Origin of the sequence: Aeromonas sp. A35_P (assembly GCF_002259925.1) — a bacterium.
Taxonomy (GTDB): domain Bacteria; phylum Pseudomonadota; class Gammaproteobacteria; order Enterobacterales; family Aeromonadaceae; genus Aeromonas; species Aeromonas dhakensis.
Map to the genome: position 1 here is coordinate 1 of NZ_NEVB01000041.1, position 11486 is coordinate 11486.

Annotated in this window: 15 protein-coding genes and 1 pseudogene; 2 read left to right on the forward strand and 14 right to left on the reverse strand. The window is 63.8% G+C overall.

The genetic code is table 11. From position 1 onward, the window contains the following. On the forward strand, positions 1-220 hold a 220-nt coding region (gene tnpA, locus CAK78_RS03545), incomplete at its 5' end, for an IS200/IS605 family transposase (RefSeq protein ID WP_141214111.1). Positions 221-272: 52 nt separating this feature from the next. Here tnpA and CAK78_RS03550 read toward each other — a convergent pair. From CAK78_RS03550 to CAK78_RS03615, 14 genes and pseudogenes are all read right to left on the reverse strand, one after another. Then, positions 273-560: pseudogene (locus CAK78_RS03550) on the reverse strand (DUF3833 family protein); the annotation flags it as partial. Further along, positions 560-1111 (reverse strand): chalcone isomerase family protein, encoded by a 552-nt coding sequence (locus CAK78_RS03555; RefSeq protein WP_254924702.1) that lies wholly within the window; start codon positions 1109-1111, stop codon positions 560-562. The pseudogene CAK78_RS03550 and the gene CAK78_RS03555, both read right to left, overlap by 1 nt. Further along, positions 1068-1286 (reverse strand): TIGR02450 family Trp-rich protein, encoded by a 219-nt coding sequence (locus CAK78_RS03560; RefSeq protein ID WP_094696385.1) that lies wholly within the window; start codon positions 1284-1286, stop codon positions 1068-1070. The genes CAK78_RS03555 and CAK78_RS03560 overlap by 44 nt, the downstream gene beginning before the upstream one ends. Continuing rightward, positions 1283-1762: a DUF2878 domain-containing protein gene (locus CAK78_RS03565; RefSeq protein ID WP_094696386.1), complete on the reverse strand. Its 480-nt coding sequence runs from the start codon at positions 1760-1762 to the stop codon at positions 1283-1285. Before CAK78_RS03565 ends, CAK78_RS03560 begins: the two co-directional genes overlap by 4 nt. A gap of 2 nt (positions 1763-1764) precedes the next feature. Continuing rightward, the gene (locus CAK78_RS03570) at positions 1765-3021 is read right to left on the reverse strand and encodes an SAM-dependent methyltransferase (RefSeq protein WP_094696387.1); all 1257 of its coding nucleotides are present in this window, start codon (positions 3019-3021) and stop codon (positions 1765-1767) included. Next, positions 3021-3800: a DUF1365 domain-containing protein gene (locus tag CAK78_RS03575; RefSeq protein WP_094696388.1), complete on the reverse strand. Its 780-nt coding sequence runs from the start codon at positions 3798-3800 to the stop codon at positions 3021-3023. Before CAK78_RS03575 ends, CAK78_RS03570 begins: the two co-directional genes overlap by 1 nt. Continuing rightward, entirely contained in the window at positions 3797-5056 is a 1260-nt protein-coding gene (locus CAK78_RS03580) for an NAD(P)/FAD-dependent oxidoreductase (protein WP_094696389.1), read from the reverse strand. The genes CAK78_RS03575 and CAK78_RS03580 overlap by 4 nt, the downstream gene beginning before the upstream one ends. Further along, positions 5053-5787 (reverse strand): SDR family NAD(P)-dependent oxidoreductase, encoded by a 735-nt coding sequence (locus CAK78_RS03585; RefSeq protein ID WP_094696390.1) that lies wholly within the window; start codon positions 5785-5787, stop codon positions 5053-5055. The genes CAK78_RS03580 and CAK78_RS03585 overlap by 4 nt, the downstream gene beginning before the upstream one ends. Beyond that, the gene (locus tag CAK78_RS03590) at positions 5784-6212 is read right to left on the reverse strand and encodes a nuclear transport factor 2 family protein (protein ID WP_094696391.1); all 429 of its coding nucleotides are present in this window, start codon (positions 6210-6212) and stop codon (positions 5784-5786) included. Before CAK78_RS03590 ends, CAK78_RS03585 begins: the two co-directional genes overlap by 4 nt. 1 nt (position 6213) lies before the next feature. Next, the gene (gene phrB, locus CAK78_RS03595) at positions 6214-7635 is read right to left on the reverse strand and encodes a deoxyribodipyrimidine photo-lyase (protein ID WP_094696392.1); all 1422 of its coding nucleotides are present in this window, start codon (positions 7633-7635) and stop codon (positions 6214-6216) included. Beyond that, positions 7632-8519 (reverse strand): MerR family transcriptional regulator, encoded by an 888-nt coding sequence (locus tag CAK78_RS03600; RefSeq protein WP_094696393.1) that lies wholly within the window; start codon positions 8517-8519, stop codon positions 7632-7634. The genes phrB and CAK78_RS03600 overlap by 4 nt, the downstream gene beginning before the upstream one ends. A gap of 63 nt (positions 8520-8582) precedes the next feature. Beyond that, positions 8583-9527: a YbgA family protein gene (locus CAK78_RS03605; RefSeq protein WP_094696394.1), complete on the reverse strand. Its 945-nt coding sequence runs from the start codon at positions 9525-9527 to the stop codon at positions 8583-8585. Between the two features lie 172 nt (positions 9528-9699). Further along, on the reverse strand, positions 9700-10329 hold the full coding sequence (locus CAK78_RS03610; protein WP_094696395.1) for an outer membrane beta-barrel protein: 630 nt from the start codon (positions 10327-10329) through the stop codon (positions 9700-9702). Positions 10330-10512: 183 nt separating this feature from the next. Then, a complete protein-coding gene (locus CAK78_RS03615) occupies positions 10513-11061 on the reverse strand; it encodes a DUF3157 family protein (RefSeq protein WP_094696396.1) in 549 nt (182 codons plus the stop codon). A gap of 165 nt (positions 11062-11226) precedes the next feature. On the opposite strand from CAK78_RS03615, the gene CAK78_RS03620 reads away from it, so the two are divergent. After that, positions 11227-11486, forward strand: a 260-nt coding sequence (locus CAK78_RS03620) for a transposase (RefSeq protein ID WP_141214112.1), incomplete at its 3' end; no start/stop codon positions are given.

Genomic DNA, 11486 nt, shown 5'->3' on the forward strand with positions numbered 1-11486 from the left:
CCTGCTGGTGAACTATCCGCCGAAAGTCGCCGTGTCGGCGCTGGTGAACAGCCTGAAAGGCGTCTCCAGCCGCATGATCCGCAAGAAGAACTACCCGAGCATCCGCAAGAAACTGTGGGGCGGTGCGCTGTGGTCGCCGTCCTACTTCGCTGGAAGCTGTGGCGGTGCGCCTATCGAGATCATCCGCCAGTACATTGAGCAGCAGCAGACGCCACACTGACCGCCGCAAAGGACGCCTACGGCGTCCGCGCTATCCTTCCCCGGCCTGAAGGCCGAGGCTTGCCGCGCACTCGGTCAAAGTAGAACTGCTCGAACAGCTCTCCCTTGCCCCCCTGCCAGCGCCCGCGCATCTCTACCCGAAAACGGCTGGTCACCTCGCCGCTGCGATCGGTCACCAGACCGTGCGCCGTCAGCTTGCCATTGAAGAAGCGGGCGAGATCCCACTCGGGGCCCCGATCGCGATAATCCTCCAGGCTGCTGCCACAGCCGGTCAGCAGCAGCAGCGGCAACAACAGCAGGTAGCGCCAGGCGCGGATGTACTGCATGAACCTCTTTTGCATCAGAACTCTCCTCGCAGGCTGCGGGTAAGCGCTGGATCACGGCTCCCTTCTGCCAGCCAGATGGCAAGGAAGGCCGCCGAAAATTGCGGATCGGCGAGGGTGCCAAGCGGCTTGTCCCACCACCAGAAATGGCCCGCGCCGCCCCTGTCGACATAGAAGGTAAGCCGATCACCCGCCTGGACATCCGGCCAGAGCGCGGCGAGCTGACCAAGCCACTCCTGGCGCTGCTGCTCACTGCCCAGCCCAAGTCGCTGCCACTCGGCGGCGGTGGCGCGCAAGAGATCGTCCCGTTCGATGGCTCTGGCGTAAGTGAGGCTGAGCGCCTGAGGATAGTGACCCGGCCGATAGCGGCCGTTCTCGCTGTAGAGGGTGGCGTCATAGAGCTTGAACCAGAGCCAGCTCATCTCGCCGCGCCCGACCGGGTGCAGCTGCTGCAAGGGAGTGATCAGGGCTTGCCCGGTCTGGGCGAAAGGGGTCAGCGGTAGGCTCAAGCCTGCCAGCAGCAGGCTAATTCCACCCCATGTGCCAATGGGCGGGATCTTCGAGTTCATGCCAGTCCATCTCCTGTTCCAGCAGCGTGTTGATGTCCTGCATCACTACCTGCTGCAGCTGCCCCTGCGCATCGCGCCGACAGGCCACCACCAGATAGAAACGCTCGGTCAGCTCGTGCCGGCTCTCTTTGGTCCATTTGGAAAACAACAAGGTGTCGGTCGAAAAGGTGTTCATCTCGCTTCACCCTCCAGCTTGACCGTTACCCACAGGAGTACGGGTAACCACCACATCCAGATCACCGCCAGCAGTGCCGCACTGACCCCGATGCCCCAAGGTAATTGTACTGCCCCCATGGCGGCGCCCGCCACATAGGAGGAGCTGCCGCCGACCATGCCGAACAGCCCCTGCTGCCAGCGCGGCAAGGGCCGCAGCCAACGCAGGCCGTGGGAGAGGGTCAGGGCAAAGCCGCACCAGAGCAGCACCAGCCAGAGCGGAAAGCCGGCGTTGAAATCAAACAGCCCGAGCTGCCAGAGCAGGGCATCGAGCAGGCAGCCGGCAAGGGCGACCGGGATGAGCCGCCAGTCGTGCCAGCGGCGGGGAGAGAAAAGAAAATGAAGCAGCAGCAGTGCCAGCAGCGGGCCCGGCTGCTGCCACTTCACCGCCAGCAGCCAGTAGAGGTTGAACCCCAGCAGATGGGCCCACTGCCACATGATCAGCGACCGCCGACAGGCAGATCCCCACTCCAGCCGAGTGAGCCCGGTTTGGCCGCTTCCAGCTGCACCAGGCTGATGGTGCGCTCCCAGAATCCCCCCTCACAGTAGGCAAAATAGAAGAGCCACAAGCGGATGAAGTCCTGGCTGTAACCCAGGGCTGGCAGCTCGGGGGCCAGCGCCAGGAAGCGCTCGTACCAGTGGGCCAGGGTACGGGCATAGTGATGGCCGTGATCGTGCAGCCGCACCAGCTGCATGTCGGTCTCGCGCGCCAGCAGCCCCGCCATCTGGGAGACGCTCGGCAGGCAGCCGCCGGGGAAGATGTAGCGCTGGATGAAGTCAACCCCGCGCAGGTACTGGGCATGGCGTTGATCGGCGATGGTGATGGCCTGGATCAGCAGGCGACCGCCGGGTTTGAGCAACCGCGACAACTGGCGGAAATAGTCCGGCAGGAAGGCGTGGCCTACCGCTTCGATCATCTCGATGGAGACCAGCTTGTCGTAAGTACCCTCCAGCTTGCGGTAGTCCTCCAGCAGCAAGGTGATGCGATCCTCCAGCCCCTCCCGCGCGATCCACTCCTTGGCGTAGTCGTGCTGGGCCCGGGAGATGGTGGTGGTGGTCACCCGGCAGCCGTAGTGGCGGGCCGCATAGACGGCGAGGCCGCCCCAGCCGGTGCCTATCTCCAGCAGATGATCGTCTGGCCCCAGCGCCAGCCGCTCGCAGATGGTGCGCAGCTTGGCCTGCTGCCCCTCTTCGAGAGTGGCCTCGGCGCTCGGATAGATGGCACTCGAGTACTGCATATGGCTGTCGAGAAAGCCCTGATAGAGGCTGTTGCCGAGATCGTAGTGAGCGGCGATGTTGGAGCGCGACCCGGTCAGGGTATTGCGATTGAGCCAGTGACGCACCTTGTTGAACGGAAAACTGAGCCAGCTGAGGCGCCGCTCCAGGCTGTCGAGCAGCGCCAGGTTGCGGGCCAGCAGCCGCACCAGCGCCACCGGATCCGGGCTGGTCCAGAGCCCCTCCACCCAGGTTTCCCCGGCGGCGATGCTGCCCCCCAGCAGCAGGCGGCGATAGAAGGCCGGATCCTGCACCACCAGCTCGGCGTGCAAATCAGTGCCTGCCACGCCAAAACTGTGGCGCTCAGTGCCATCCCGCAGCAACAGCTGGCCATGTTCGAGACGCCCCAGCAGATTGAGCAGCAGTTGCCTGGCCCCCTTGTCGATGAAAGAGGCAGAGAGGGTTGATTGCACAAGTTCCATTAGCGGCTCTCCGGATGGGTGAAAATGGGAGTTCGTTTGATAAAAAGACGCAGGGCCTGCCAGTAGATCCCGAGCAGCACCTTCATGGTCATCCAGGGCCAGCGGGCCAGCAGGGCCGCCAGCCCCTTGCGCGACAGCGGCGCCCGGCGCAGCGCCAGGGTGGCGTCAAACAGCTTGGCTTCGCCGGATACGGGGTGGCTCTCGATGTGGATCAGTGTCTCCTGCGCGGGCGGGCGAATGCGCCAGTGGTAGCGCATCGCCAGCCCCATAAAGGGGGAGACGTGAAAATCCTTGTCGTGGGGGGCCAGCGCCGCCAGATCCAGCAGGTAGTAGTGACGCTCGTTCCAGGGGGTGTTGGAGACCTCCGCCATCAGATAGCGCGCCTCCCCCTGCCGGTAGCAGAAGTAGAAATTGACCGGGCTGAAGTAGAAACCGAGGCAACGCACGTTGCCAAGCAGCAGCACTCGCCCCTCGGGTTCGGCATCGCCACCCAGTTCGCTCACCTTCTCCCACACCGCCTGCTTGAGCGGCCCCTCGCTGCCGCGCAGGTAGTCGTCACGGCGAAACGAGAGCAACCCTGCTCGCTCCACCCCGAACCAGCGCCCGCGATCGAGTTGTGGCAGCTCGTCGAGATCCAGCCCCAGCATGAAGAGGCTGTAGGAGAAGGCATGGGCGCGCGGAGCGAAGCGACGATGGCGCACCGACCCCTGCCAGATTGCGCTGAGGGTGCCGGTCATGGCCTCGACACTCGCCTCCTGTATCAGGGCTGCATCGTTCATAGCTCAGCCCCGAACCGCCTGGCCACGTCCAGCGCGCTGCGCACCCCGTCTTCGTGAAAGCCGTTGTACCAGTAGGCGCCGCAGAAGTGGGTGTGCTGCTGGCCGCAGATCTCGGCCCGCCGCTGCTGGGCGGCGATGGAGGCCTGATTGAACACCGGATGGTGATAGACGAAGCGGCGCAGCACCTTGCTCTCGTCCACCTTGCCTTGCGGATTGAGGCTGACGCAGAAGGGCTCTGGCGAGCTCACCCCCTGCAGGATATTCATGTTGTAGCTCACCAGCGGCCGCGCCCCGTCATCCTCCCCCAGCTGATAGTTCCAGCTGGCCCACGCCTTGCGCCGCACCGGCAGGCAGGAGGCATCGGTGTGCAGCCAGACATCGTTGGCCTGATAGGGCATGGCGCCGAGAATGGCCTGCTCCCGCTCGCCCGGGTCCGTCAGCAGGGCCAGCGCCTGATCGCTGTGACAGGCAAGGATCACCTCGTCAAACCGCTCCTCGCCATGGCTGCTCTGGATCAGTACCCCGTCCGCCTGACGCCGGATCCCCTGTACCGGGCAGGCCAGGCGTATGTGTGCCTGCCAACCCGCCGTCAGCGGGCCGATATATTCCCGCGAGCCGCCCGGGATCACATACCACTGAGGCCGGTTGGCCACCTCGAGCAGGCCGTGGTTGGCGAAAAAACGCAGAAAGAAGCTCAAGGGGAAGGCGCGCATATCGGCCAGGGTCGACGACCAGATGGCAGCCCCCATCGGCAGGATGTAGTGGCGGGCGAAGTAATCGCTGAACTCCCCCACCTGCAGAAAATCCCCCAGGGTCAGCTCGAGACCGGCCCCCTGCTGTTGACCATCCGCCAGCCAGGCCCGCGCCTCCCGGTTGAAACGCAGGATCTCGGCGACGAAGCCGTAGAAGCGCGGACTCAGCAGGTTGCTGCGCTGGGCGAACAGGGTGTCCAGGTTGTGGCCGTTGTACTCCAGCCCCTGCAGGCTTTTCACCGAGAAGCTCATCTCGGCCGGCTGGCGCGCCACCCCGATCCGTTCAAGCAGCCTCAAGAAGTTGGGGTAAGTGCGATCGTTGAAGACGATGAAGCCGGTATCGATGGCATAGCGGCGCCCCGCCTGCTCCACATCGACCGTGGCGGTGTGCCCACCCAGGGTCGGCGCCGCCTCGAACAGGGTGATGTCGTTCAGCTTGTGGAGCAGAAAACCGGCGGTCAGGCCTGAAATGCCGGAGCCGACGATGGCGATCTTTTTCTTCATGAAGGGCGTCCTTTCGATACGAGTGCGCGACCAAGGCGTAGCCAGAGCCCCGTCGGCAGCGCACCGAGCAGGCGCAGCAGCCAGATGAAGCGGCGGGGAAAGGGGATCTGGTGGCGCCCGGCGGCAAGCCCCGCCATGATGGCGCGGGAAGCCTCTTCCACCGTCACCAAGCAGGGCATGGGAAAATCATTTTTGGCGGTGAGCGGGGTCTGGACAAAGCCGGGGCGGATCAGGGTCACCCCAATCCCTTTGCCGGCCAAATCGAGGCGCAGGGTATCCGCCAGATAGTCGAGGGCCGCCTTGGAGGCGCCATAGGCTTCGGCCCTGGGCAGCGGCAGCCAGCTCACCGAGGAGCTGACGATGGCAAGGCGCCCGCCCGCACCCAGCAGCGGCAAGAAAGCGGCCAGGGCGTGGCCGGTGGCAATGAGGTTGGTCTCGATGACCCGGGCAAACAGGGCGCCGTCAAACCCCTCGTCCACCGCCATGTACTCGCAGTTGCCGGCATTGAGGATCACCAGGTCAACCCGCGGCAAGCCGGCGGCCGCCTCGCTCACGGCGTTTGTATCGCGCCCGTCAAACTGCAGCGGCGTGATGCCGTGGCGCCCCAGTGCCAGCAGCCGCTCACCATCGCGCCCGCAACCCCACACCTGCCAGCCTGCGCGCCGATAATCGAGCGCCAGCTGAAAGCCGATGCCGGAGGTGGCGCCGGTGATCAGCACCCGGCCACTCATGCGCCCAGCCTCACCTTGATGGTACGCACCAAGTGACCGATCAGCAGCAACTGCTCGTAAAGCATGGCGCCAAGGTCAAAATAATCCCGGTGCAGGCACACCTTGCCCGTCTCGTCGAACTCGAGGCGGGTCGCCCCCTCCACCGTCACCGGGGCGCCGCCACGCAGCCTGGGATGGGAGAAGGTCATGGTCCAGCCGAGCCAGGCCTGGCGCCCCTGCAGCAGCTGGCTGGTGATGGCGAAACGGCAGTAGGCCAGGCGCTGATAGAGGGCGGCAAAATAGTCGGTGAGCGCCGCCAGCCCCTCGATGCGGTGAGCAGGGTCGGTAAAGACCACCTCGTTTGCATAGACCTCGGGCAAACGGTGCAACTCATCTCGGTTTAGCTGCTGATAGAGGGCCACAAAGCGGGCCAGCGACTCATCCATGCTATTTCTCCAGGGCGCGAAACATCTCGATGGCTCTCACCCGGGCAACGGCGTGGTCCACCATGGGGGCCGGATAATCGTGCCGCCCCTTGAGCCGCAACCAGTCGTGGGGTTGATGCAGATAGGCGGCAGGCAGATCAGCCAGCTCAGAGACCCAGGTACGAATGAACTCCCCTTGCGGATCAAATCTTTGCCCCTGGGTGGTGGGGTTGAACACCCGGAAATAGGGCGCCGCATCGGCCCCGGTGCCCGCTGCCCATTGCCAGCCGCCGTTGTTGGCCGCCAGATCGCCGTCGATGAGCCGGCTCATGAAGTAATCCTCCCCGAGCCGCCAGTGGATGTGCAGATCCTTGGTGAGAAAGCTCGCCACTATCATCCGCAGCCGGTTGTGCATCCAGCCGGTGGCGTTGAGGCAGCGCATCGCTGCATCGACGATGGGGTAGCCGGTACGACCCTCGCACCAGGCGGCGAAGGCGTCCGGATCCCAGCTCCACGGCAGGGCCGATGTTTCCGGCTTGAAGGGCCGATTCATGGAGAGGGTCGGGATCAGCACCAGCAGGTGGCGATAGAACTCGCGCCAGATAAGCTCATTGAGCCAGACAAAACCGGGCTGAGCCTTGGACTGGGGCCGGTAACCGAGCCGCTGCTGCAGCGCCGCCACGCACTGGCGCGGGCTGATGATACCAGCCGCCAGATAGGGGGAGAGCACCGACGTACCCGCGATGGCAGGGAAATCCCGGGTCTCGCCATAGTCGAGCACCGCCTGCTCCAGAAAGTCATTCAGACGACGGCTGGCTTCCGCCTCCCCCACCGGCCAGCGGGGATCTGCCGCCAGCTCGCCGAGGGCGGCATCGACGAAGTCCCGCTCGGCCAGCGGCTGCCACGGCAACGGCTCCCCACGGGGTGTAGGCACCCGATGAATGACGAAGCCATCCTCGTCAAGGGCCTTGAGCCAGGCACGGCTGAAGGGGGTGAAAACCTTGAACATCTCGCCAGAGCCGGTCAGCACCCGACCCGGCGGCAATACGCAGCAGCCGTTGAACCAGTGACAACCAATCCCCTGTTCTGCCAGCGCGGTAGTGACGGCCTGATCCCGGCGCAGCTCGTCGATCTCGATGGCCTGATTGGCGTAGAGCTGGGTTACCCCCAGCTCGCGGCCAAGATCTGCCAGCGCCGCCGGCACCTCGGCAAAAGTCTCCACTCGCAGTAGATGCAGCGGGATGCCGAGCGCCGCCAGCTCACGGCCCAGCACATCGACCTGAGCCAGCACAAAGCGCTGACGGACAGGGGCCAGCTTGTGCTGTTGCCACTGGGTGGGGGAGATGATAAAGAGCGCGGCCACCGGTTCATCATTGGCGCAACCGTGACGCAAGGCCGGGTTGTCGGCCAGGCGCAAGTCGTTGCGAAACCAGACCAGCTTCATGATTTTTTCCTCCCGCGTCCGCCGGCGCCAGCCGCCACAGGCCTGCCCGCCATCGCCTCGGCAAGGCTCGCCTGCCAGCCGTGGGCTTGCAGCCACTCGCCATCGTAGAGGCGCCCCAGCTCGCCAAAGAAGCGGGTACCGGCGGGCCAGCCGGCAGCCAGATCCGGCTTGCCAAGGCCGGCCCCCAGCAGCACCAGCCAGGGGGTCACGGCGCGTCCTTCAAGCAGGCTGGCATGGCGTGGCTCCACCGCCCCCAGCAGTTGCACCTCATGGCCCTGACCGATCAGCTCGTAGGCAGCCCAGACCAGATCGAGCGGGCCCACCTGCCCCCAGCTCGCCAGGGTGACCGGCACGCCCTTCTCCTGCTCGATGAGGTGGCGAGCGAAGCGGGTATGGAGCCAGCCCAGCCACACCTGCTGCAGCAGCTCGCCATCGGGCCGCTCGCGCCACAGCCCGAGCAGCCGCTCCACCAAGGGTTGCAGCACCCGGCTGCGCACCAGTTCGAACGGATAGCTCGCCAGCAGGTCGTTGAGCTCAGCCTCCGCCTTGCGCTGGTTGAAGGCGAGCAGCGCCTGACTGAACTGCTCCAGGGTCTGCTGCCAGTGATCGCTCACCGGCTGGGCCCGGGGTTCGCTCAGGAGCCCCTTCACCTGCCCGATGCTCACTCCCCGTTCCAGCCAGCTCAGGATCTCGCCTATCTGGCGAATGTCCTGCTCGCTGTAGAGACGGTGGCCCTTGTCGGTGCGGGCCGGCTGCACCAGGCCGTAGCGGCGCTGCCAGGCGCGCAGGGTCACGGCATTGACGCCGGTGAGGCGAGAGACCTCGCGAATGGGGTAGATCCCCTCCTCCGGCGAAGGAGAAGCGGCGTGTGGCAAATCAGACATAACGGCATCCAGCAAAGGTTGAGGAAGAGGCCCCGGCCATCAGCCGGGACCTGCACAGGTTATTCAGAGCCCGTAGCGCAGCTTCAGCGTGTCGGGATGGGGATTGAGGTACACCTGCTCGGCGAGATAGGGGTTGGGGTACTCGCGCAGGTAGTGGCGGATCAGGGTGAGCGGCACCAGCAGCGGAAAGACACCGGTGCGGTACTTGTCGATGGTGTCGCACAGCTCCTGCTTCTGGGCCGGGGTCAGCACCCGCTTGAAGTAGCCCTGCAGGTGCATCAGCACATTGGTGTGGCTGCGACGGTTGGCCCGCAGGGTCAGCGCCGCCATCAGCCCCTTGATATAGCTGTCGGCCACCTGCTGCAGATCGGCCTTGGCCAGGTTGCCGAGCAGCTTGCCGAGGATGCGGTAGTGGGTGGTGGCGTGGGAGAGCACCAGATACTTGTAGCGGGAGTGGAAGCGGATCAGCGCAGAGGCGGTGATGCCGCGGGCGCAGAGCTGCTGCCAGTCGTGGTAGGCGAAGACCCGCAGCACGAAGTTTTCCCGCAGGATGGGATCGCACAGACGGCCATCCTCCTCCACCGGCAGCAGGGGATTGGCCTCCATCAGCGCCTTGGCAAACAGGCCGACCCCCTCCTTGGCACTCCCCTCGTTGTTGGCGCCATAGATGCGCACCCGCTCCATGCCGCAGCTGGGGGATTTGGCGCAGAGGATGTAGCCGGAGATGAAGTCGAGCTGGCGCGCCTTCTGCTCGCTGAAGGCGATGAGCTGGTCGGTGACGTCGAAGCTGCCGTTGCTCGCCTCGGCGCGGATCTCGCCGTGGCGCTTCACCAGCCGGATGGCGGCGCGGGGTGCCCCGAGGCCAATGGCCATCTCGGGACAGACAGGGTGATAGTCAAAGTGGGCACCGAGATCCCGCTCGCAGAAGCTGGAACGCTTGTGACCCCCGTCGAACCGAACCTCCTGCCCCAGCAGGCAGGCGCTGATACCAACCTTGATCTTGTACATGTCATCACTCCTTGTATAAGTCTGAATCAGTTATAGCAGTTATACAAAAAAATGGAAGTTGTATAACTATTGCGGACTGATACGGTGCAAGGGTGAAGGGTGGATCAACCGGAAATGAAAAAACCCATGACCGAAGTCATGGGTAAAAATGAAGACACTACAGGAAGGATGATTAGAAGCTGTACTTCACACCCAGGCTGGTGATGGAACCCTGTTGCAGATCCCACTTGCGATAGGTGTAGTCGGCGGTGAGGGCCAGGTTCTGGCTCACCTTGTAGGCAGCGCCCACTTTGAAATCGTGCATGTCGTCGGTCATGTTGGCGTAGCGATAGCCGGTGGAGAGCTCGACGGCGCCGATGTCGTAGCGCAAGCCGGCCTCACCGTACATGCTGCCGCTGTTCTTGCGGGTGATAACATCCCAGCCGCTGTCTTTGACGTTGGCAGCCACCTGACGCTCCATGGTGTAGCCCATCAGGCCCGCTTCCCCATACAGGTTCAGACCTGTGCTGAGCGGGGTGTAGACACCCAGACCCAGGCTGGAGATGCCCATGCTGTCGTAGCCGCTGTTGCGGGAGGTGTACTCGCTGCCCAGACGACCGTAGAAGTTGGAGCCGAAGCTCTTGGAGAGATCCAGGTTCAGACCGCCGAAGTCGCGGTTGTTGCTATCTTTGCCGCCAATGTAATCGGACTTGGTGTGCGCCCAGGTCAGACCGCCTTTGGCGTAGCTGAAGGCATCCTCTGCCAGAGCGGAAGTAGAAGCGAAACCGGCCAGAACCAGAACTGAAAGTGCAACTTTTTTCATTTTGATGACTCCATCGTTGAGCTAGTTGAGACCTAGCTGGAATGGAGCCATTGTGCAGAGGGTGGGGAGAAATGCCGAGCGGCAAGCTGTTGCCAAACCATGTCAGATGTAAGCAACTGTTGCTGGCGGTTACCGGGTTAACAATCAAGACAGGCTCCTTGAAGGAGCCTGTTGTGTGAGGGATCAGCGGAACTCCACTTCCTCAATCTCGACCCGCACCAGGGGTTTGCCGGTGAGACCGGCCGGGCGCGGCACCTCCAGCACCATGGAGGGGCGCTGCTGGCCCTTGCGCAGATAGGACTCCGGCAGACGGTTCTCGCCGACCCAGAAGCGGGCCTCCTGCTTGGCCAGTTGGGCCCCCTGCTCGCTGAACAGGGTGATGCTGCCGCGCACCCGCACCACGTTGCGGGTGCCGGTGTTGCTCACCATGAATTGCAGTTGCAGAGGATCCGAGCCCTCCAGCTTGGCGAGCTTGACGCCGATCCCGTCCTTGACCGCCTGAGCCAGCAGATCCGGGTTGTTCATCGCCTGCTCGGTCAGCACCGGCACGGCCACCGTGCCCTGCACAGCGCTGCCGTCTGCGGCGGGCTTGAGCAACAGGTATTCCCAGGTGAAATCATCGTTGAGCTGCACCTGGCGACCATCCGGCAGGGTCACCTGGGTGAGCGGGGCAGCCTGCACCAGCAGGGGCGACAAGCAGAGGGCAACCAGCAGACGGGACAAGGGTTTCATAGGGTGATGACTCGCGTCGATGGAAAAGGGCGTCAGTATAAAGAGTCCGCCGCACCTTGCCTATGACCGCACTCACGTTCCTGCCCTCGGTTGCCTAGGGAAAGTGCGAAAAAGTCCTTGATGTGAGATCATGAACCCCACTTGGCATCAGGGATGAGGTTCAGCATGAGTCACCAGCTCACCTTCGCGGACTGCGAGTTCAATGGCAAACGCCGTAAAACCCGTAAAGAGATATTCTTGGCTCGCATGGAGGCTGTGCTCCCATGGCCAAGGATGCTGGGGGTCATCGAACCCGTCTATCCCAAAGCTGGTAACGGGCGTCGTCCCTACCCACTCGATACCATGCTCCGCATTCACTGTATGCAGCAGTGGTACAACCTCAGCGACGGCGCCATGGAGGACGCACTCTACGAAATTGCCTCAAT